The following is a 22375-nucleotide window of genomic DNA, read 5'->3' on the forward strand; positions in this document are numbered from 1 at the left end:
GTAAATTGGGTACATGTCAATCTTTTATAAAAAATAAATTTTAGCGCTTATTTAAGTAAATGCACAAAATCAATATCATTTTAATAAAAGCCAATAAACAGAATTAATACAACAAATAAGACATGGAAAGTGAATCAATTATTTCAAAGCAATTTTATGCCGGCAGCGATATAAGCAAAGACGCACAAATAAGCACTTCAATTTTTAAAAGCAACAATACTAAAACAAAAAAACATATCGAACGACCAACAAGTCCTTTTGGATTTATGGTACTTGCAGGGACTTTTTTACTAATGCTTACCGGCGCTTTTTTTGTATTTCAGTTTCAACCTGATTTTGATCAGCTTCATTTTGAAAGAATAAATTCGACTGGCGGACTTATATTTTTAGGGATTACTGTTTTTCTGTTTGTTTTTAAAGGCGGTATTTTTCTTTATAATTTATTTCTGTACTTGAAATACAAACCTGTAGAATCAGTATCTGATGAATTATTACCAACTTGTACGGTAATTGTACCTGCTTACAATGAAGGCAAATTGGTTTATGATACTTTGATGAGTTTAGCCAATAGTGATTTTCCAGAGCATAAATTGCAGCTTTTGGCAATTGATGATGGAAGCAAAGATGATACTTGGTATTGGATTCAACAAGCAAAAGTAAAATTGGGTGATCGTGTAGCGATTTTTCAACAGCCTAAAAACCAAGGGAAACGTCATGCACTTTACCGTGGTTTTAATTTAGGAACTGGTGAAATTTTTGTAACGGTTGATAGTGATTCAATCGTTAAAAAAGATACTTTAAGAAATTTAGTAAGCCCGTTTGTTACCAATGAAAAATGTGGTGCCGTTGCTGGAAATGTTCAGGTTTTGAATAATAAAAAAGCAATTTTACCAAAAATGCTGAACGTAAGTTTTGTAATGAGTTTTGAGTTTATGCGTTCTGCCGAAAGTATGCTTGGATCGGTTCTGTGCACACCGGGAGCTTTGGCTGCATATCGCAGTACGGCAGTTTTTGAATGTCTGCCAGAATGGATTGAGCAGACTTTTATGGGACAGCCATCAGATATTGGTGAAGATCGCGCTATGACAAACATGATTTTAAAACAAGGAAAACATGTATTGTTTCAACGAAATGCCATTGTACTTACAAATGTTCCAGAAGATTATACTGGATTGTATAAAATGTTTATAAGATGGGGAAGAAGTAATGTTCGTGAAAATATTATGATGCTGAAATATGTCTTTAAAGATTTTAGAAAAGAGTCTAAATTTGGAGCCAGATTATTGTGTACAGATCAAACATTGCGAATTATTATGACGTATCCGTTTTTGATTTTTATGTTTTATTTTATAGCAACACATCCTTTATTATTTATCAGTGCAACGCTTTTAGGAATATTGATTGTGTCTAGCTTTTCAATGTTGTTCTATGCCAAAAGATATTCTTTGGCAGAATCATTTTGGGCTTATTCATACAGCGTTTTTTATACCTTCGGATTGTTTTGGATTGCTCCATATTCCATAATTACCGCTCGTAAAAAAGGATGGCTTACTAGAGGTTAATATTTTCGCAAACTACTATTTATATTTAATTCTGAAAACTCCTGTCTACCACTAAACAGGAGTTTTTTTTATGTCTTGCTTTTTTTTCCATATATAAACCGTAAAAGCATTTGTAAAAGCTAAGATCCACAAAACCGGACTTGTAAAAAAGCTTTCGTAACTCCTGCCGTTTGGAATCTCAACATACGGGACTGTTATAAAAACATCTAGAATTAATGCTGTAGCAGACATTATAATTCCTAATTGTAAACCACTCATTTTATATTTTTTCAGATAATAAAACTTAGCCGCTCCAATGGCAAAAAATACAATAAAAATTGTGGTAAGGATTGACTGCCATAAAAAAGATTCTTCTAAAAAATAGACTTTTTCTAATACATAAAAGGAAAGACTTACTGCGATCCAAACTAAAATTCCCGAAAAAAAGGCTCTAAAAAATCGCATGATCTTAAACTTTTAGATTCCAAATTCCAGTCTTGGCAGTTTCTTTTGCATAAAGGCTGAAATCCTTCGCTTTTCGTCCAAGTACATTTTCAATATCTTGAGTAATGTGAGAATTTCTTCCGTCTAATACTTGTTCAAACAGATAATTTACGAGCCAAATGTGATCTTCAGGAACCTGATATTCTCGTAACATCTGTGTATATTCTTCGAGTGATAAACTTTGAAAAGTTATATTTCTGTCACTGGCTTCTGCAATTTCATTTACAGCCTGTTTAAAAGTCAATAATCTTGGACCAGTTAATTCGTAAGTTTTTCCGTTATGGCTTTCATTCAAAAGTACAGTCGTTACAACATCGGCAATATCATCGGCATCCGTAAAAGGTTCAAGCGCTTCAGCTCTTGGCAATGCCGTAAATCCAGCCAAAATTGGCTCTAAGAAAAAGCTTTCGCTAAAGTTTTGATTAAACCAGCTGGCACGTACAATTGTCCAATTATGAGCATTTGTTTTTACAATTTCTTCGCAAATTTGAGCTTCTTTTTCGCCTCTTCCAGAAAGAAGCACTATTTTTTGCACACCGTTTTTTGTCGCGAGTTTTGTGAAATTTTCTATCGCTTCTACAGCAGAAGGAATAGCTAAATCGGGTTGAAAAGTAATGTACACCAAATCAATATTTTGAAGTATTGCATTCCATGTTTCAGGTTTTTCCCAGTCAAATGGAATTTTTTCATTTCGTGAACCTAAACGAATTTCAACATCCGAATTATTTTGCAATCTTTCAACAACTCTGCGTCCTGTTTTTCCATTAGAACCCAAGACTAAAATTTTCTTCTTGTTCATATCAATATCTTTTTAAATGAATACTGATACAAAGTTGATTAGATTAAAAAGGAATCATTTGTTTGAAAAGAATTATGATTTGTTTGAAAAGAACTGCTGTTTTACATCATTTGGACGTTGACCGAATTTTTTCTGAAATGCATTCGAAAACGAACTTAGACTTTCATAACCCACTTCCCATGCCGATTCTTGTACTGTTTTTTCGCTTTCGCGCAATAATTCATAAGCCTTATTAAGTCTTTCTTCCTGCACATATTTAAAAACAGGAATACCAAAAAGCTCCTTAAAATTCTTTTTTAGTTTATTGCTGTTTAAACCAACCATTTGAGATAATTGAGTAATTGAAGGTGGTTTTGAATAACTGTTTGTGACAATCTCTTTTGCTTTGAAAAGTTTGTTTTTGTCTATTTCAGAAAAATCGGCTTTTGTTTCAGAAGTTAAAAGGGCAAAAAAATGAGCTAAGAGTTCATTAATTTGACTTCTTAAAAATAACAGTCTTGTATTGCCGCTGTAAGTAGTGTTGAATATTTTTTGAACGGCAAGCTGCATGTCGAGTGTCATATAATAAGACGGACCTTTTACAAAATGCTCTTTCGGATTTAATAATTGCGGCAGATGATTTTCAAAAATTTCTCTTTCAGCCTGCGGAAGGGAATTTAAATGTTTCGGTTTTGTAAAAATACTGATAGACTGTAAAGGTTTATCAGGTTCTATTTTATGTGAGAATTCTACTTTTTGATTACCAAAAAAACAAATGGCAAGACCTGTTGTGTTTACCAAATATTTAGTTTGATCATTATGCTTGATCTCTAATTCGACATTACCAGAACCATAAAAAGCAAAACCCACCGCATCGCCGTCGATTTCGCATTTTTGAATTATTGTTTTTGTGGTATTAGATTGTTCTATCAGCACAATAAAATCGTTCAGTTCTATAATATCTGTTGTCATAGCAGGAAGATACAGTTTTGAAAAAGCAGGATAAGGTACTATTTATTTTTTAATCCTGTATTTAGGAGTGTTTCGTTTGTAAGCAAAATAAAAGTGACAGCAATTTAATTTTTATAGATTTAAAGAAATTAGCTGCATGAAAAATGGTTTTAACATTTTAATTTTAAGAGTAAATGTATTAATGTTTTGCTAAAATTTTTAGGAAATTCTTTTTTTTATTTTAAAAAACTTGAAAAATTTACATTTTGAGAGCTGTATTTTTAGATTATTTTAAAAGAGCTGTAAATTTGGTGTAAATCAAAAATAAATGTTAAAATGTTAACTAAAGTTCTTGGGACATAACAAATTAAAAATATTCAAATATTTTATTATGTTTGCTGAAACTTACCTTTTCAAACTAAAATCAATTGTCAAAACCAGACCTAAATCAAGATGTCATTTTAATAGACCGCTTACGTAATGGGGATGAAACTGCTTTAACTGAATTGTACAATAAGTTTTGGCAGTCTTTATTTATGTCTGCGTATAATGTTTTGAAAGATAGAGAATTGTGTGAAGATATTATTCAGGATATTTTCATGAATATCTGGCACAACCGCGAAAAAATAGAAATTCATATTTCACTAAAAGGCTATATGTACGCCTGTGCGAGATATCAGGTTTTTAATCATCTGAGAAAAAACAAAGACAAAGTTCATGTCGAACTTTTTGATGATTTAGAAAAACGTTTCTTATCTACAACTCCAGAAACACAGTTAATGCACGACGAACTTGTGCAGCAGCTTAATTTAATAATTGCAGGACTTCCAGAAAAATGTCAGGCCGTTTATAAATTAAGCCGAGAAGAACAGCTGAGTCATAAAGAAATTGCCGAAAGGCTTAATATTTCTACAAAAACAGTCGAAAATCATATTACAAAAGCCTTGCATACCATCAGATCTTCGATGGGTGAAAGTATGAGCATGGCTATGATTTTATGGCTGTCAAAAAATATCTTTTAGCAGAAAAACAAAAATGCAGTGAGTGGGGTAGTGATGCGTGATTTTTCTTCTTTTTTACTTTTTTTTCAAAAAAAAATCAAAAAAATACAATTTGGAGTAGGGGGTATGTTCCTTTTTGGTTACTTATCTTATATACTCCCGATATAATACAATAAAAAATGAAAAAAGAGGATTTCTTACTGTTACTAAATAGATATCTTTCCGGTGATACCAATCTCGAGGAGAATAATAAATTATTGAATTATTACGAAAGTTTTCAAACAGATAATGAATGGGATAAAACTCTGGGAGCTAAAGACGAACTAGAATTTAAAATGAGAACTCGTCTTCAAAATGCCATCCAAGCAGAAGAAAATAGAGTAGTTCCTATGCAGCCTTTTTATACTACGACTAAATTTAAATTTATGGCAATGGCCGCATCGCTGTTACTATTGATTTCTATTTCTTTAATTATAAATAAAATAAATCCTCTTAAAATAGAAACTCCTGCAGTTGCTCACAAAGAAATTTTAATAGGAAGCGATAAAGCAACGCTGACTTTAGAAGATGGTTCTGTAATTGCATTAGAAAAAGGGAAATCGTATACAAAAGGAAATGCTGCCAGCAACGGAGAAAAACTAGTTTACAATTCAAATGGGAAACCTGCGGTAAGCGCCAATAATCTTTTAACGATTCCACGAGGCGGGCAGTTTTTTGTACAGCTTGCTGACAGTACGAAAGTATGGCTGAATTCGGAGTCGCAATTAAAATATCCAGTTGCTTTTGTTGATGGTGAAATCAGACAAGTAGAACTAGTTTATGGAGAAGCTTATTTTGAAGTATCGCCAAGTACAAAACACAAAGGTTCGAGATTTAAAGTAAAAACTCAAGAGCAGAATGTTGAGGTTATTGGAACCGAGTTTAATATAAAGGCTTACAAAGACGAACCTGCTATTTATACCACTTTGGTAAAAGGAGTAGTTGCTGTGAGCAATGCTGCACAAAAACAAATTTTAACTCCAAACAAGCAGTCTAAAATAACGGAGTACAACGGAAATATTGCAGTTTCTGAAGTGGATGTTTACAATGAAATTTCTTGGAGAAAAGGATTGTTTGTTTTTAAAGGAATGCCGCTGAAAGATATTGCAAAAGTATTATCAAGATGGTACGATGTAGATATTGTATTTGCAGATCCTGCGCTTGGCAATGTTAAGTTTAATGGGGTTTTAAATAAAAATCAAAAATTAGAAGACATATTAACCACCATCAAGAATATCAATTTTATTAATGCCTATGAGAAAAAAGATAATAAGATTATAATCAAATAAAAAAAGAAAAGGGATTAAAGTTTAGACCTCTCACCGTACTGCGCTTTATCCCTTTCTGTGTATTAATCAGTAAGTCAGTTTTATTAACCAACCAACCAACATGTAAATTTATGAAATTTAAATTAACCAGTGCCTATTTCTATTTTAGAAAGAGGATAATTATTAACATTATGAGAACTTTTATCTTCTTGTTTTGTACTACAATTTTTGGTTTTTCTCCCGTAAATCTATTTTCACAAAACACGAAAGTTGTAATTACAGCTGATAAAACAGTATCTGTTGACGAAGTTTTTGACATCATTACAAAACAGACCAACTATACTTTTATTTATCAGGAAGATTTATTTAAAAAATCACCTAAAGTACATTTAAAAAAGGGAAAAATTAAAGTAAATGATTTATTGGAAGCCAGTTTTTCCAATAAAGATTTTGATTTTAGTTTTTCTGCCGGAAATACCATTATTGTAAAAGAGAGAGTTGCTGAGAAAGTTGTGGCTCAGTCCAAAATGATCGAAATTAAAGGAACTGTTACAAATGAAGCCAAAGAACCTTTACCAGGAGTTAATATAAAGGTAAGGGGTACAAATGCAGCAGCACAAACCGATTTTGATGGAAAATATACAATCACTGCACCAGAAGACGGGCAGATGTTATTTACCTATATTGGTCATAAATCGCAGGTTGTTGAGGTAAATAAACGAAAAGTAATTAATGTTACAATAGCGCAAGAGACAAAAGAACTTGTGGGAGTTGTTGTAAATACAGGAGTTACGGTTCGTAAGAAAGAGTTAATTACGGGTGCCGTTACTGTTTTTAGAGGTGAGGAACTAAGACAGGTTTCTACGCAAAATGTTGTTCAGGCTTTAAAATCATTAGACCCGTCTTTTATTGTTGTTAATAATAATATTGCAGGATCAAATCCGAATATTCTGCCAACAATTGAGGTGAGAGGGCAGACGAGTTTAACAGCAAATCAGGTAGATAGTCAGTTTAGAGACGATCCCAATCAACCTTTGTTTATCTTGGATGGATTTCCAACTACCTTACAGCAAGTTGTTGATTTAGATATTAATAGAATTGCGAGTATTACTTTATTAAAAGATGCCGCATCAACAGCATTATACGGTTCTCGTTCTGCAAATGGTGTTGTGGTTATCGAAACGAACAAACCTCTTCCAGGAAAATTACAGTTTTCTTATGTGTATAATTCCTCATATGAATTGGCTGATTTAAGTGTTTACAATTTAATGAGTGCCGCACAAAAATTAGAGTTTGAAAGACTTTCTGGCGCATTTATTATCAAAGATGGAACTACTGAAACTACCCCATTAACTTGGGATAAAGAGTATAACAGACGTCTGGCAGCGGTGCGCAGCGGTGTAAATACGTACTGGTTAAATGAACCGATTCAAATGGGAATTACATCTGGGCACAGTTTAAATCTTGGAGGAGGTTCTGATGAATTTAGATTTAACATGGCTGGGAATTATAAAACGCTGACCGGAACAATGAAAGGTTCAGAGCACGATACTTGGGGATATAATGCCACTTTGACTTACAGAAAAAATAAATTAAACATTAATAATCAGTTTTTTGTTTCTGGAGGAACAAACCAAGAATCGCCATACGGTTCATTTGAAACTTGGGCAAAAGCAAGTCCATATTATCCAAAGTATAACGAAAATGGAGTCATAACTCGTTATATGGACGGAAGTTCATTGCCTTTAACTAGTTCGCAAACCATTGTAAACCATCCGGCTAATCCACTTTATAATGTCTTTTTAGGAAGTTATAATAAAGGAAAAGATTTTAATTTTACGAATAACTTTGCGATTAATTATGATATAAATGCGCATATAAAAGCAACTGGAGCTTTATCTGTTTCAAGACTTGAAAACAATAATGCAGTTTTTACTTCTCCAGATGATACTCGTTTTATTACTAATATTGCGACAGAAAAAGGAACTTACAGCAAATATGACGCGATTACAGATAAATGGAACGCTAATCTAGGTGCAACATATTCTAATGTTTTTAAAAATGTTCACTCCTTTAACTACACGATTAGAGCGTCGGCATTAGAAACAAGAAACAATTCTTATAAATCATTTTTACGAGGATTCCCTCTTGGAGTTCCCGGAAATCCTGCATTCGCATTTGGATATGAGCCAAATGCTAAACCAGAAATTTATACAGAATTGATAAGAAGCGTCGATTTAACCAATCAAATTAACTACGCTTACGACCGCAGATTTTTATTCGATTTTACCCAGACAATTTCAGGAGCGACCAATTTTGGAACAAACAAAAAATATTCGCCTTATTGGGGAATTGGTTTTGGATGGAACTTGAACAATGAGTTTAAAATGAACGAAGATATTGTCAATATTTTTAAAATACGTGCCAATATCGGTCAGACTGGAAATCAGAATCTAGTAGGTTTTGCTTCTTATGATGTATATGCTTATAACCCAAATACAAATGTTTTTGGTCCAGGATTAGGAGTTTCTCAAATTGCAAACCCAGATTTAGAAGCACAAAGAACCAAGGATCTGTCTTTAGGATTGGATCTTGCTATGTTTAGAAATAGATTAACAATGACTTTGGGAGCTTACAAGCGTAAAACCTCTCCACAAATTGTAGCAATCGACCTTGCAGCTTCGACAGGACTTAATGGTTATCCTTTAAATTTGGGGTATTTAAATACACAAGGACTAGAATTAAAAATGAATTACAATTTTATCTACGATTTAAGCCGAAATTTTGTTTGGGGAATTGGGATAATGGGAGCTACAGGAGAAAATGAATTGGGTGGTTTTGGTAATGCATTGGCTTCTCTGAATTCTGAGGCACAAAAAACAACCAGTTTGACAAGATATTATGATGGAGCAAGCAGTAATGACCTTTGGGCTGTACCATCATTAGGAATTGATCCTGCAACTGGAAGAGAAGTTTTCTTAAAGAAAAACGGTCAGACTACTTTTATTCTAGATAAAAAAGATGAAGTAGTAATGGGAAATTCTAGAGAAACAGCTACAGGAGTAATTTCTACAAACTTAAATTACAAAGGTTTTAGTTTCGGATTATTTGTGCGTTACAGTTTTGGTGCAGAAAGATTTAACTCTGCCTTGTACAACAAAGTAGAAAATATTTCCAGAGATAATATTTTTGATAATCAAGATGCCAGAGCTTTTACAGATCGTTGGACAACTCCTGGTCAAATGGCACAATTTAAAGCGATAGGATTAACCAATAATACACCTATTTCATCACGTTTCATCCAAAAAGATGATTACATCTCTGGAGAATCTATTCGTTTAGGTTACCGTGTTACAGATAGAGCTTGGTTGAAAAGAGCAGGTTTGACAGCATTAGGATTTAATGCTTTGGCAAACGAATTCTTCCGTGTTTCAACTATTAAAGCAGAACGCGGTATTTCTTATCCTTTCTCAAGAATATATTCTTTGAGTCTTAATTTATCATTCTAACACAGAAATTATGAACAAGTATTTATATAAAATTACATTCCTTTTACTTGCATCTTTAACGGTAGCAAGCTGCAGTGATTTTTTGGATGTTGTGCCGCAAGATAAAATTTTAGAGGATCAGGCTTACAGCTCAGAAGCTGGCGTACAGAATGTGCACAACGGACTTTATCTTCAGCTGGCAGTAAACAATCTTTACGGCAGACAGCTCACTATGGATGCTGTTGAGATTTTAGGACAGCAGTACAATATGTCTGGATCGCATGTTAAAAATAAAATAGCAACTTATTCGTATGATGAAACACTTCCAAAGAACACTTTTTCTGCAATTTGGCAAAGTGCTTTTACAACCGTTTTATCTGCAAATAAATTTTTAGAAAGTATTGATCAGCATACCGAAGTTATTTCAGCTGAAAAAGCAAATATTTTAAAAGGAGAAGCGATTGCTATCCGTGCCATGCTGCATTTTGATATGTTAAGATTGTACGGGCCAATTTACAAAGTATCGCCGGCAGATCCTTCAATACCTTATTATGATGCTGCAGTAACAGCAAATAAACCAATTTTACCAGCTAAAGATGTGATTGCAAAGATCACAACAGATTTAGATGCAGCAATAGCGCTTTTGGCGAATGATCCAATACTTACTACAGGGAAAACGGCAGCCTCTACAGCATTTGATTCAAACCCTTATTATTCTTTAAACCGCGGGCAAAGAATGAATATACTAGCGGTAAAATGTCTAAAAGCCAGAGTACTTTTATATGCTGGAGATAAAACAGGAGCGTTTACTATTGTAACCGAAGTTATAAATTTTGTAAAAGCAAATTCTTTTATTAATTGGACTCCGTTTTTAGAAGCTACAAACACTTCTAATCCAGATCGAATTTTCTTTTCTGAGAATTTCTTTGCACTTAGTGATTATACCTTATATACCAAACAAAAAGCACTTTTTGATTCTAGCTTAGACGATTTTAATATTTATGCTCCAATGTTGAGCAGAATAAATGCTGTTTTTGAGTCTAATGATAATGATTACAGAAGTTTGCCAAGCTGGAAAATTCCAATTACGGGAGGAAAAACCCAGAAAACATTTTTCAAATATGAAGACGTAACAGACAAAACTAAACTTTTCCGTTTACAGATCCCAATGTTTAAACTTTCAGAACTGTATCTTATCGCTGCAGAAACGGCACCAGTACCAGCTGATGGTATTGCATTTTTAAACACACTTCGATTCAATAGAGGTCTGACCAATTTGGCGCCTAGTGCAGTATTAGCTACAGAAATTACAAAAGAATATAGAAAAGAGTTTATAGGCGAGGGACAATTATTCTTTTACTATAAAAGGATCAATTCGACTGCAATTCCAAATGGTTCTGCATCTTCAGGAAATGTTACAATGAATGCAGCAAAATATGTCGTGCCTTTACCAGAGTCGGAAGTTAATTTTCAAAATTAAAAAAGTAATCATGAAAAAAATATTGATTTTAAGTATCCTTCTTTTCTCTTTGTTAGGCTTAACATCTTGCGATAAAGAAGAGATTGAAGTTTATAAAGACACCAATAACATTTATTTTCCTCTTGCTGTATTTCCAGCATATAATAATGCACCACTAATAGACAGTACTGGATTCAGTTTTAGTTTTGACAAAGCGGCTATTACCGGAAGAGTTTATCTTATTCCAGTACGAGTTCAAGGAACAGTAAGTGATGTTGACCGAAAAATTAAAGTTTCAGTTGATCCTTCAAGTACGGCGGTTTTAGGAACACATTTTTCATTACCTGAAAATATTGTTTTGCATGGCGGCAAACAAATAGATTCAATTCCTGTAACGGTTCATAGAACTTTAGATTTAAAAGACAAATCCGTAACATTAGTTTTAAATCTCGAAGAAAACGAATTTTTCACTGTAAATATGAAAGACAGAGTAACGAATGTTTTGACACAGAAAAAGATTAATTATACGCGTTTTAAATTGACATTTACTGACAAGCTGATGCAGCCAATTGGATGGCAGCCTGGTTCATTTGGTGTATTTACCGCTAAAAAATTCTTTTTAATGTGTGAATTGATGAGTCTAGATCCAGAAATGTTTAATCAGCCCGGAGGTTCAGTTGGACTTTCAATCCCTGAAATACTGTATTACGCAAGCTTCATGACTCGTTATCTGGCCGATCAAAAAGCCAATGGCAATACTATTTATGAGGAAGACGGAAAAGAAATGATATTTCGTTAAAACCATTCTTTAATTTAAAAATATAAAGCGATGTTTAAAAATATAAAAATACAGACAGTCATAATAGCACTCTTCTTTTTGGCATACGGCTGTGTAAGCGACGAAGGAAATTATAATTATGAGAAGATAAATGAGCTCAACGTAACTGGAATAGAAGCAGAATATACGGTATATACAGGAGATCAATTCAATATAATTCCCGATATAAAACCCACTTTAGATGGCAGTACAGATTCAGATCGATACGAATATAAATGGGTTGCGTTAAATCCTGCAAAATTGGCTTACGAAGCAAGAACGACTATTGCCACAACCAAAAACCTTGAAGGTATTTTAAAATTACCGCCAGCAAAATATAGTCTATATTACTTTATAAAAGATAAAGTAACGGGAATCAACTGGCAGCAGCCCATAATTACATTAAATGTAGTTTCGTCTATTTATGAAGGCTGGCTGGTTGTTGGAGATGTAGATGGCAAAGCCCGACTGGATATGGTTTCTATAATTCCAGGAATTCCGCAGCCACGTATTATTAATGATGTGTTAGATGCCGCTGGGTCTGCATTGAAATTAAAAGGAAAAGCTGTAGATGTAGAATCTTTTAGTGGGCCTTTGCCAGGAAGTATTATTTATGGAATCTATGTAACAGCATCAGAATCTGGAACAGCAAGATTAGAACCCGATTCTTTTGAATGGAATCAGACCATGAATATTGCATACGAAACCGTTGGAGGAAGTTTTCCAACAAATTTTGCAGTAGATTTTATGAAATGCCCTATTGGATCAGAAAATTTCCTGTATAAAGATGGTGATATTTATTATTATAATAGAGCACAGCAAATTAGATATGGATTGCCGCAAAATAAAGTAGATCTGGAAACTAAAACCTTTCGTGCTGCGCCTTTTCTTGCAGAAACTGGCGCAACAGGAACTGCAGTCTTCTTTGATGTTGATTTGCATCGTTTTCTACGCTTCAGTTATTCAAAAGGAAATTGTTCTGCAATGCCTCCTGTTACAGCTTCTCCAACAGTATTAGACTGGAATAATACCAACTGTGATTTGGTTTATATGACTAATTCTAATTTTAATTTGAATGAAAATTTTGCAGTATTAAAGAATCTTTCTACAGGTAAATTCTATTTGCTGCGTTTTAATACAAATGCTGTACAGACCTATTATAAAGAAATGTTGAATGCTCCAGATTTAAATAAAGCAACAAAATTTGCTGTAAGTCCAGATGCTGGATATTTATTCTATACCGTTGGTAATAAGGTGTATGAATACGACAGCGGAACACAATCTGCCAAATTGATGCTCGATAAAGGAAATGAAGAAATTACTTATCTAGGTTTTAGTAAGCGAGGTTCAAAAGTAATCAGCAAATTAATTGTGGGTTCTTACAGCACAACAGGAAAGTTAGAATTGTATACAGTTCCGCCTGTAAATGGAAATTTAATTTTGGAGAACAGTTATTCAGGCTTATGCAAAATTGTAGATGTTACTTATCGTGTACGATAATTACAAATAACTAAAACTTAAAAACTAAAATACCGAATGAAGAATAAAACTCAAACTTCATTCGGTTTCTTAAAACCCACATCTTATGAAACGTTTTTTTAAAATCGCAAGTGCAGTTTTGCTGCTTGCCTGCTCTTCTATTGCCTTAAAAGCACAGACACAATCAACTGACGAAAGTTGGGAATTAGCCAAAAAACAAGCCCAAACAGAGAAAAAATTAATCTTTGTCGATTTGTATTTTACAGGCTGTATGCCATGCGCACAAATGGACAAAGACGTATTTCCAAATCCTAAAGTAGCCGCTGTTTTAAGTGCTGATTTTGTGACTTTCAAATCCGATATTCTTAAAGAAGAAATCGGTAAAAAGTTATGTATGAAGTATGGTGTTACGGGATTTCCGACTTTTTTATTTATGAATGCAGATGGGAAAGTAATTGATATTGAAAGCGGTTTTCAAAACGTAGAGCAATTCACAACTTTACTGCAAAATGCAAAAGAAGCAGCTAAAAAAGGAATTTTCAAAAAGTATAGTACGAAAATTCAAGAAAAAGAGTATCCTGATTTTTACAAAGAGGCTTATTTGAACGGAAAAAGAAATGTTTCTTTTGAAACTGCCGATGCCTATTTAAAAGCACAGCCTTCATTAAGTGCCGAAGTTCCTTTCGTTATTATTAGCGGTTTAAGAATCGGACGTCAATACGATGATTTTTATTTAAAGAATGCAAAACAGCTTTATAAAGATTACGGTTCTGGAAGTGTGACCAATCATGTATTTACCATTTTACAGCGTAAGAAAAAAGAATTCGAAAAAGCGAATGATTTACCAGCTTTCAAAAAATTACTTGAAGAAATGAAACCGCTTTATTCTACGGAAGACTGGACAAAATTTGAGGGTATTTTATTGAAAGATTTTGGAGTAGAAAAAGTGGTTGTTAATCCTTCTTCTTTGCAAAAGTAAATCGAAATGAAAAAGATATTTTTATTTTCAATATTGATTTTTGGATATTCAGTTTGTGCTCAAAACAGCGCTCAAAAATCTATTGAATCTTTTGAAAAAGCCTTTCAAAATAAAAATTATAATGATATGAAAAATCTTTTGGCGCCTGAATTTACCGTAGGCGCTGGAGATTCTTCCTCAAATGAATTTTATTTAAATACTATTTTTAATGCTTTTCCAGTTTTGGATTCTATCCAAATTGGAAAATCGGCAACAATTAAAGACGAAACTTTTGTTTCGGCTGATTTTTGTTTTAAAGGAAAAGAAAAGAAACCCACTCAAATAGTTTTCAATAAAGAAAACAAAATACGCTATGTTACTTTTTTTGACGGATTATACAGAGTAGATCGAAATGCTGAGGTTAAAAAAGTGGCCAGTATTCCGTTTCAAATTATCGAAAACGGAATTGCCATTAAAATAAAATTAAACAAAGCTGATCGCGAATTTTTAATGCTTTTTGATACAGGCGCAGACGGAATGGCTTTAAATCCAGACAGCGCATATAAAGCAGGAGTTGTAGTTACAAAAAGCAAATCGGCATCTGTAGTCGGCGGAAGCCAGCAAGTGCAATATTCAGCAGATAATACCATTTATATTGGCGATCAGGTTTTAAAAAATCAAGGATTAGTTATTTTTCCAAAACATGGTGTTTACGACGGATTATTTGGCGCCAATTTATTACGCAACTATATCACATCTGTCAATTTTGATACGATGACCATTGATTTGTACAATTTTGGAAATTTCAATTATTGGGGAAAAGCAAAACCATTAGTTTTTGATTATAAATCAGGGCTTCCGGTAGTAAAAATGAATCTGACGTTTGAAGATAAAAAAACAGTCGAGGGCAATTTTACTTTTGATACCGGCGCGGGTTATGACTTAATTGCATACGGACCTTTTAATCATAAAAATAATCTGGAAGCCAGTTTAAAAACAGAATACACATCTGTTAATTACAGTTTAGGAAAGCAAACTAAAATTGTAGGCGGCGCAATACCAAATGTTGTTATTAATGGAAATAATTTTTCTGATGTAACAATTGCAGTTCAGGAATATGAAGAAGCCAATAAAAACTGGGCGTACGCCGATGGATCTTTGGGGATTGATTTAATAAAACGTTTCAATTTTACAATTGATGTACTCCATAAAACGGTTTATTTGGAACCAAATAAAAACTTTAAAAAGAATTTTTCATTTTATATCGCCGGACTTGATTTGGATTTTGACGAAAACCAGAATCTTATAGTAAAACGAGTTATAGACCAGCAAAATGAAGACTTGAAGCAAGTCAAAATTGGAGCAAAAATCACTCAGATTAATGATTTTGAAGCAAAAGATTTATTGAAACCAGAAAATCTTAGAAAACTAAAAAATAATAAAGAAAGTAAAGACCTGATTATTGAACAAGGTGATCAGTCGATGCGTATTTCAATTTAAAACAATCAAAAAACAAATAACTATCATGAAAAAACACATTTTTTATTTCATTTTGACCTTTGTAACGGTTCAAATGAGTTTTGCAGGCAGCATTTCAGAATATGCTGTAATTAAAGGAACAATTTCGATTCCAGATTTTCAGACTAAAGAAGTTACACTTTACAATGTTGAAGATGGAAAGCCAGCCGTTGCTGCTACCGCTAAAGTTAATCCGCTTGGGGAGTTTGGCTTTATGACACCAGTTTCAGCTGCTGGCTTTTATTATATTGATTACGGACAGTTTAAAAACAGAACTCAGTTAATCCGTTTGTATTTAGAACCAAAATTAGATATCAATTTGGTTATTAATAAAGAGCATTATGTTTTGAGTGGAAAAAATGTGGGGCAGAATGTTCTGGTTCAGAAAGCAAATGAAATATATAATGAATTTGCACCATTTGCAAGACTTGGAGGAAATGTAACTTACGTAGATTTTTATCCTTGGCTTGATAAAGGTGTTGCAAAAGCAAATGAATTTTCTAAAACAATAAATACAAAAGATACTAATTTCAATAAGCTATTAAAACTGGCTGTAGCAACAGATGTTGAAGAATCGACATATACTTTTTTCAGAATGCCTAGAACTGCATTTCCAGATAAAGACGACCGTCCGGCAGTTATAAAAACTTGGCAGACAGATAAAAAGTTTACAGATCCAGATTTGTTAAAATTACATAACGGTGTTGCTTTAATGTCGAATTATTTCTTTTATGTAAGTGTAAGCGGTGCCGCAGTTCCACAGCGTTTAGATATTGTTGAAACATTAAATCATATTACAGATCCTGCGCTAAAAGATGTGTATTTACGTGATGTAGTAGCAAATTCAAGAATGAAAATTGAAGAATATGAAAAAATTGCACCAAGCATAAAACCTTATATGATTTCTGCGACAAGCAAATCATTTTTATTAGAATATGAAAAAGTACTTCATAAAAATGTAGGTCAGAAAGGATTAGATTTTACCTATAATGATATTAATAATAAACCAGTTTCATTTTCTGATTTTAAAGGAAAATATGTGTACATCGATTTATGGGCAACTTGGTGCGGACCTTGTAAAGCAGAGATTCCTCACATGAAAAAAATCGAAGAAGATTATCACGGAAAAAATATTGTATTTGTAAGTCTTTCGTTAGACAAACCAAAAGATGCGCAAAAATGGAAAGATTTTGTTACCAAAGAGCAATTAAAAGGAATTCAGTTAATGGCAGATAAAGATTTTGGATCTGATGTAGCTAAAAATTACGATGTAAATGCGATTCCGAGATTTTTATTATTTGATACAAAAGGAAACATTATCAATTCAGATGCTTTGCGTCCGTCTAATCCTGAGTTGAGAGTGCAGCTTGATAAATTATTGAAGAGCTAAATAAACACATAAAAATATTTTAACACATAGAATCACAGATCAAAAAATTGAGATATTTTTAGAATCAAGATTTTCCACATGGCAGCTATGTTCTTTGATATTAAGTGAAATGCCTTTTTTATAGGCAGCTAAACTATGTTTCTATGTGTTTAAAAATATTTAAAACAGCAAACAAATGAAAAAAATATCGATAGTTCTTCTGCTTCTGACAGGTTTTATAAACTTGTCGCAAGCACAAAACTTTAAAGCAGCAGATCCAATTGCAGTCAATCAGAAAATAAAAAAAGGAATTCTGCCAAACGGAATGACGTATTATATTTACCCAACAGAGGTTAATAAAAATACAGCAAGTTATTATATCATTCAAAATGTGGGTTCGATTTTAGAAAACGACCAGCAGAAAGGTTTGGCGCATTTTCTGGAACATATGGCGTTTAACGGAACCAAACATTTTGAAGGAAAAGGAATCTTGAATACACTTCAGAAACAAGGAGCTGTTTTTGGAAAAAATATCAATGCGTATACAAGTACAGACGAAACAGTTTACAACTTAGACAATATTCCTTCAAAAGATGGCGGAGTTGTCGATACTTGTTTATTGGTTTTGCATGACTGGTCTAATTTTTTGTCTCTGACGAATGATGAAATCGATGCTGAGCGCGGTGTAATTACCGAAGAATGGCGTACGAGACAAAATGCAGGAGCAAGAATTTACAATCAGCTGGCGCCTTATTATTACAACAATTCACTTTATGCAGACCGCATGCCGATTGGTGACATGGAAATCATTAAAAACTTTAAATATCAGGTTTTAAAAGATTTTTATAAAGATTGGTATCGCCCAGATTTGCAAGCAATCGCAATTGTGGGAGATATTAATTCGGACGAAATTGAAGCCAAAATCAAGAAGCTTTTTGCAGATATTCCGACACCAGTAAATCCTAAAAAACGTTTTGAAATTGCAATTCCAGAAAGAGCAGAGCCAACTTTTAAACTAGCTTTAGATAAAGAAATTTCGGCTTCTAACATCAGTTTTATGATTCGTCACGTTTCAGAAAAACCAACAGGAACTTATGCCGAATTAGAAAAATCAACAGAAAGAAGCCTTGCTTTTTCTATCTTGAATAATCGTCTGGCAGAAATGGCTCAAAAACAAGAATGTCCATTTAAAAGTGCACAAATAGGGTTTCAAAAATATACGAGACTTAACGATATGTGGATGTTGAGCGTTTCTCCAAAACCAGAAAAGCAAGCGGAAGCTTTTGCAATGGTAATGAACGAATGGGTTAGAGCTTACAAATTTGGTTTTTCTCAAGGAGAAATTGAAAGAGCAGTTACAGAAACTATTTCAGGTTACGAAAATTATTTAGAAAAGCTAAACGAGATTTCACACAAGCAAGTTATCGGAATGGTAAAAGATGGTTATCTAAATCATGAAATAATTGCCGATCCAAAAACAGAATTTGAAATGGTAAAAAGCATTTTAAAAAATGTTGACACTAAAAAGCTTCAAGAGCAAATAAGTAAATTATATACTTCGCAAAACCGAGTTGTTACAGTTAGGGGTGTAGAAAACGAAAATAACTTAACACAGGAAAAAGCTTTTGATATTATCAAGAAAGCAGAAAATGATCCGTCATTACAGCCATATGTAGATGATTTTGTTGCTAAATCTCTTATGGATGGAGTGGATTTAAAACCCGGTAAAATTGTTTCTGAAAAAGAAACGAAAGAAATTAGAGCAACTACCTACATATTAAGTAATGGTATAAAAGTGCATTATAAATTTGCTGATAAGAATAAAAAATGGGTCACGCTGAATGCAAAAAGTTCTGGAGGATCTTCTTTATATTCCTCTAAAGATAAACCCTCAATTGCTGGTGCTGCAAATCTGGCAATGATGTCAGGTGTTGCATCATTTTCGAGTACCGATTTAGAAAAAGTACTAAAAGGAAAGATTGTAAATGTTTTGGCTGATATTGATAATTTGTCAGAAAGAGTTACAGGTAGTGCAAATACAAAGGATGCAGAAACGATGATGCAATTGGTTTACTTACGTTTTGCCAAACCAAGATTTGATCAGAACCAGTACAATTTGTTAAAACAAAACATACAAAATTCTTTGAAAAATAGGCAAAATGATATTTCATCTAAAATGAAGGACAGTTTAAGTTTTGCTATTTATGGTAAAAACAATCCAGAAGTTCGCATAGTAAATCAACAATTTATAGATGATTTATCTTTTGATAAAATGAAATCTTTCTATCAGGATCGTTTTTCAGATGTAAGCAATTTTACATTTTATATTGTGGGTGACATTAAACCTGAAGTTTTAAAACCTTTATTAGAAAAATATATTGCAAGTATACCTGGAATAAAAAGGAAAGAGAAGTTTAAGGATGATACAGTTGAATGGGTTTCTAATAAAATAGACACAGATGTTTTTATAAAAATGGAAACACCAAAGAGTTCCGTTAAAATTAAGTTTCAGGACAACTTTCCTTATTCTCAAAAAAATATAATTCTGGCTTCATTTTTAGGTGATATTTTAACTTTAAGATATACTGAAAGCCTGAGAGAAAAAGAAGGAGGAACATATGGCGCGCAGGTTAGTGGAAGTTTAGTAAAGCTTCCTAAACCTACTGTTAACCTCAATATAGCATTTGATTGTGACGCAGATAAAGTAGAACATTTATTGCCAATTGTATATCAAGAAATTGATAAAATCCGAAAAGGAAATATTTCGAATGAAGATATTGAAAAAACAAGTAAGAACTATATCAAAGCAAAAGCAGATCAGCAAAATTTTAATTTTAACAGCATGGATCTAATTTTCAATTATTTTGAAAATAATATTAATATGGATGATCCAAAAAATTACATTGATATTGTAAATGCAGTTACGGTAAAAGACATTCAGGATTTTGCAAATACTTTTTTTAAAAATGCAAAATCTTACGAAGTTGTTTTCAAACCATTAAAATAAACTGATTCTTTTTATTACCAAAGTTTAATTTGTATTTCCCTATCAAATAGTTTTTTTGAATTAGTAAGCAATTTTGTTTGCATAGCGGATTACTTAGAGGGTTGTTTTTTTGCTATTCAACCCTCTTTCTTAAAGATTTTAACCCATGAAAAAAAACATTTTTTTATTGGGCTTTTTCCTGTTGTTTTCCATATTAGCAAAGGCTCAGATATACAATCCCATAAAATGGAAAACCAGTGTCGAGAAAATTTCTGATACTGAATACGAATTGCAGGCAAAAGCTATTATAGAATCTGGCTGGCATTTATACAGCCAGGAAGTTTCTGACGGAGGTCCAATTCCAACACGTTTTAATTTTATTAAAGGAGCAGATTTCCTTTTAATGGATGCTGTAAAAGAAGAAAATGGAAAAACGGTTAATGATCCCGTTTTCAAAATGCAGATTAAGTTTTTTGAGAAAGAAACGACTTTTAGACAGCGTATTAAAATACTTTCATCAAAACCATTCAAAATCAATGCAGATGTTGAATTTATGGTTTGTAATGACGAAAACTGTCTTCCGCCAAGTTCAGATGAATTGGAGTTTACTGTGAGTCCTTCCGCGAAAGCGAAAACTTTAATAGAAGCTGCTTTAAAAACGGAAACAAAAATAGAGGTAACTGAACCCGCCGTAGTTGAGGTAAAAGAAAAAACAGAAAAATTAATTGCAGCAACAATTGTAAAAACGTCTCAAAAAGAAATTAAGAAAAACGAACCAAAAACAGTATCGAGAAGTTTATGGACGATTTTTTTATTGTCGTTTTTCTCAGGATTTGCTGCGTTGTTAACGCCTTGTGTTTTTCCGATGATTCCAATGACAGTCAGTTTTTTTACCAAACAAAGCAAGACAAGATCGCAGGGAATTAGAAAAGCCGTTTTTTATGGAATTGCGATTATTACTATTTATATTTTTTTGGGAGCTGTTGTGACATGGGCTTTTGGAGCAGATTCTCTAAATGCACTTTCAACAAATGTTTGGTTTAACTTGATCTTTTTTGTGCTTTTAATGATTTTTGCCTTTTCATTTTTAGGAGCATTCGAAATTATGCTTCCGAATGCGTGGGCAAACAAAGTCGATTCGAAGGCAGACAAAGGCGGATTAATTGGGATTTTCTTTATGGCTTTGGCTTTGGCAATTGTCTCTTTTTCGTGTACAGGACCAATCGTAGGGACATTATTAGTCGAAGCTGCTTCAAAAGGCGGAATTGCGCCTATTATTGGAATGTTAGGATTCTCTACGGCGATTGCATTACCTTTTTCTTTATTTGCCGCTTTTCCGGGGTGGCTGCACGCATTGCCAAAATCTGGCGGATGGCTTAATACGGTAAAAGTAGTTTTAGGTTTCCTTGAATTGGCTTTAGCCTTTAAGTTTTTGTCTAATGCCGATTTGGTGCTGCAATTACATTGGCTGGAAAGAGAAGTTTTTCTTGTAATCTGGATTGCAGTTTTTGGAGTTTTGGCACTTTATTTATTCGGAAAAATTACCTTGCCGCACGATTCTCCGTTACAGCATATTTCAGTAGGAAGATTAGCATTTGGATTATTGGTGCTAAGTTTTACCATTTATCTAATTCCTGGTCTTTTTGGTGCGCCTCTTAAACTCATCAGCGGATTCCCGCCGCCAATGCAGTACAGTGAATCTCCAAATGGATTTGGAAATTCTAATAATACTTCTATATCAAAAGTGCTTTTACCTGAAGGAGCAGAATTTGGTCCTCAAAACCTAATCAGTTTTCATGATTATGACAAGGGAATGGAATTTGCAAAAAAAACAGGGAAACCCGTTTTGCTTGATTTTACGGGACATGCGTGTGTAAATTGCAGGAAAATGGAGGAACTGGTTTGGTCTAGTTCGAAAGTTCTGGAAGTGTTAAAAAATGATATTGTGTTGATTTCATTATATGTGGATGATAAAAAAGAACTGCCTGAAAAGGAACAATATATTTCTGAAACAACCGGAAAAAAAATCAAAACCGTCGGGAACAAATGGAGTGATCTTCAAATTAAAACCTATAAAGCAAATGCGCAGCCGTTTTATGTAATAGTTGATCACAAAAGTGCTAATCTTACAGAGCCGTCTGCTTATAATCCTGATATTGAGAATTATTATAATTGGCTTAAAAACGGAATTTCTAATTTTAAATAAAGCATAGACAGAA

The 22375-nt window shown here is 33.2% G+C and carries 15 protein-coding genes; 12 read left to right on the forward strand and 3 right to left on the reverse strand.

Annotated elements, in window-relative coordinates; all coding sequences use genetic code 11:
* Nucleotides 1–122: 122 nt before the first annotated feature.
* Entirely contained in the window at nt 123–1562 is a 1440-nt protein-coding gene (locus B0A81_RS14015; RefSeq protein ID WP_089058621.1) for a glycosyltransferase, read from the forward strand.
* A gap of 51 nt (nt 1563–1613) precedes the next feature.
* On the opposite strand, the gene B0A81_RS14020 is transcribed toward B0A81_RS14015, so the two are convergent.
* The 3 genes from B0A81_RS14020 to B0A81_RS14030 form a co-directional block, all read right to left on the reverse strand.
* Nucleotides 1614–2006, reverse strand: a complete 393-nt coding sequence (locus tag B0A81_RS14020; RefSeq protein ID WP_089058622.1) for a DUF5367 family protein — start codon at nt 2004–2006, stop codon at nt 1614–1616.
* A gap of 4 nt (nt 2007–2010) precedes the next feature.
* Nucleotides 2011–2844: a Rossmann-fold NAD(P)-binding domain-containing protein gene (locus B0A81_RS14025; protein ID WP_089058623.1), complete on the reverse strand. Its 834-nt coding sequence runs from the start codon at nt 2842–2844 to the stop codon at nt 2011–2013.
* Nucleotides 2845–2916: 72 nt separating this feature from the next.
* Nucleotides 2917–3795: a helix-turn-helix domain-containing protein gene (locus B0A81_RS14030; protein ID WP_089058624.1), complete on the reverse strand. Its 879-nt coding sequence runs from the start codon at nt 3793–3795 to the stop codon at nt 2917–2919.
* Between the two features lie 407 nt (nt 3796–4202).
* Between B0A81_RS14030 and B0A81_RS14035 the strand changes: the two genes are divergently transcribed.
* The 11 genes from B0A81_RS14035 to B0A81_RS14085 all read left to right on the forward strand — a co-directional run bounded on the left by B0A81_RS14035 (nt 4203) and on the right by B0A81_RS14085 (nt 22362).
* Nucleotides 4203–4796 (forward strand): RNA polymerase sigma factor, encoded by a 594-nt coding sequence (locus B0A81_RS14035; RefSeq protein WP_089058625.1) that lies wholly within the window; start codon nt 4203–4205, stop codon nt 4794–4796.
* 158 nt (nt 4797–4954) lie between these two features.
* Entirely contained in the window at nt 4955–6103 is a 1149-nt protein-coding gene (locus B0A81_RS14040) for a FecR family protein (protein WP_089058626.1), read from the forward strand.
* Nucleotides 6104–6273: 170 nt separating this feature from the next.
* Nucleotides 6274–9591: a SusC/RagA family TonB-linked outer membrane protein gene (locus tag B0A81_RS14045; RefSeq protein ID WP_165768072.1), complete on the forward strand. Its 3318-nt coding sequence runs from the start codon at nt 6274–6276 to the stop codon at nt 9589–9591.
* Nucleotides 9592–9601: 10 nt separating this feature from the next.
* A complete protein-coding gene (locus tag B0A81_RS14050) occupies nt 9602–11050 on the forward strand; it encodes a RagB/SusD family nutrient uptake outer membrane protein (RefSeq protein ID WP_089058628.1) in 1449 nt (482 codons plus the stop codon).
* Nucleotides 11051–11060: 10 nt separating this feature from the next.
* The gene (locus tag B0A81_RS14055; protein WP_099719415.1) at nt 11061–11828 is read left to right on the forward strand and encodes a DUF4843 domain-containing protein; all 768 of its coding nucleotides are present in this window, start codon (nt 11061–11063) and stop codon (nt 11826–11828) included.
* Nucleotides 11829–11858: 30 nt separating this feature from the next.
* The gene (locus B0A81_RS14060; protein WP_089058630.1) at nt 11859–13346 is read left to right on the forward strand and encodes a PKD-like family lipoprotein; all 1488 of its coding nucleotides are present in this window, start codon (nt 11859–11861) and stop codon (nt 13344–13346) included.
* A gap of 85 nt (nt 13347–13431) precedes the next feature.
* Nucleotides 13432–14304 carry a thioredoxin family protein gene (locus B0A81_RS14065; RefSeq protein ID WP_089058631.1) on the forward strand — a complete coding sequence of 291 codons (873 nt, stop codon included), beginning with the start codon at nt 13432–13434 and terminating at the stop codon, nt 14302–14304.
* A 6-nt stretch (nt 14305–14310) separates the two neighbouring features.
* Nucleotides 14311–15783: a retropepsin-like aspartic protease gene (locus tag B0A81_RS14070; RefSeq protein WP_089058632.1), complete on the forward strand. Its 1473-nt coding sequence runs from the start codon at nt 14311–14313 to the stop codon at nt 15781–15783.
* A gap of 25 nt (nt 15784–15808) precedes the next feature.
* On the forward strand, nt 15809–17191 hold the full coding sequence (locus B0A81_RS21840; protein WP_244281428.1) for a TlpA family protein disulfide reductase: 1383 nt from the start codon (nt 15809–15811) through the stop codon (nt 17189–17191).
* A gap of 175 nt (nt 17192–17366) precedes the next feature.
* Nucleotides 17367–20177, forward strand: coding sequence for a M16 family metallopeptidase (locus tag B0A81_RS14080; RefSeq protein WP_089058633.1), 2811 nt, complete (start codon nt 17367–17369; stop codon nt 20175–20177).
* 145 nt (nt 20178–20322) lie between these two features.
* Nucleotides 20323–22362: a protein-disulfide reductase DsbD family protein gene (locus B0A81_RS14085; RefSeq protein ID WP_089058634.1), complete on the forward strand. Its 2040-nt coding sequence runs from the start codon at nt 20323–20325 to the stop codon at nt 22360–22362.
* The last annotated feature ends 13 nt before the right edge of the window (nt 22363–22375 follow it).

The organism is Flavobacterium plurextorum, from assembly GCF_002217395.1.
Lineage (GTDB): Bacteria > Bacteroidota > Bacteroidia > Flavobacteriales > Flavobacteriaceae > Flavobacterium > Flavobacterium plurextorum.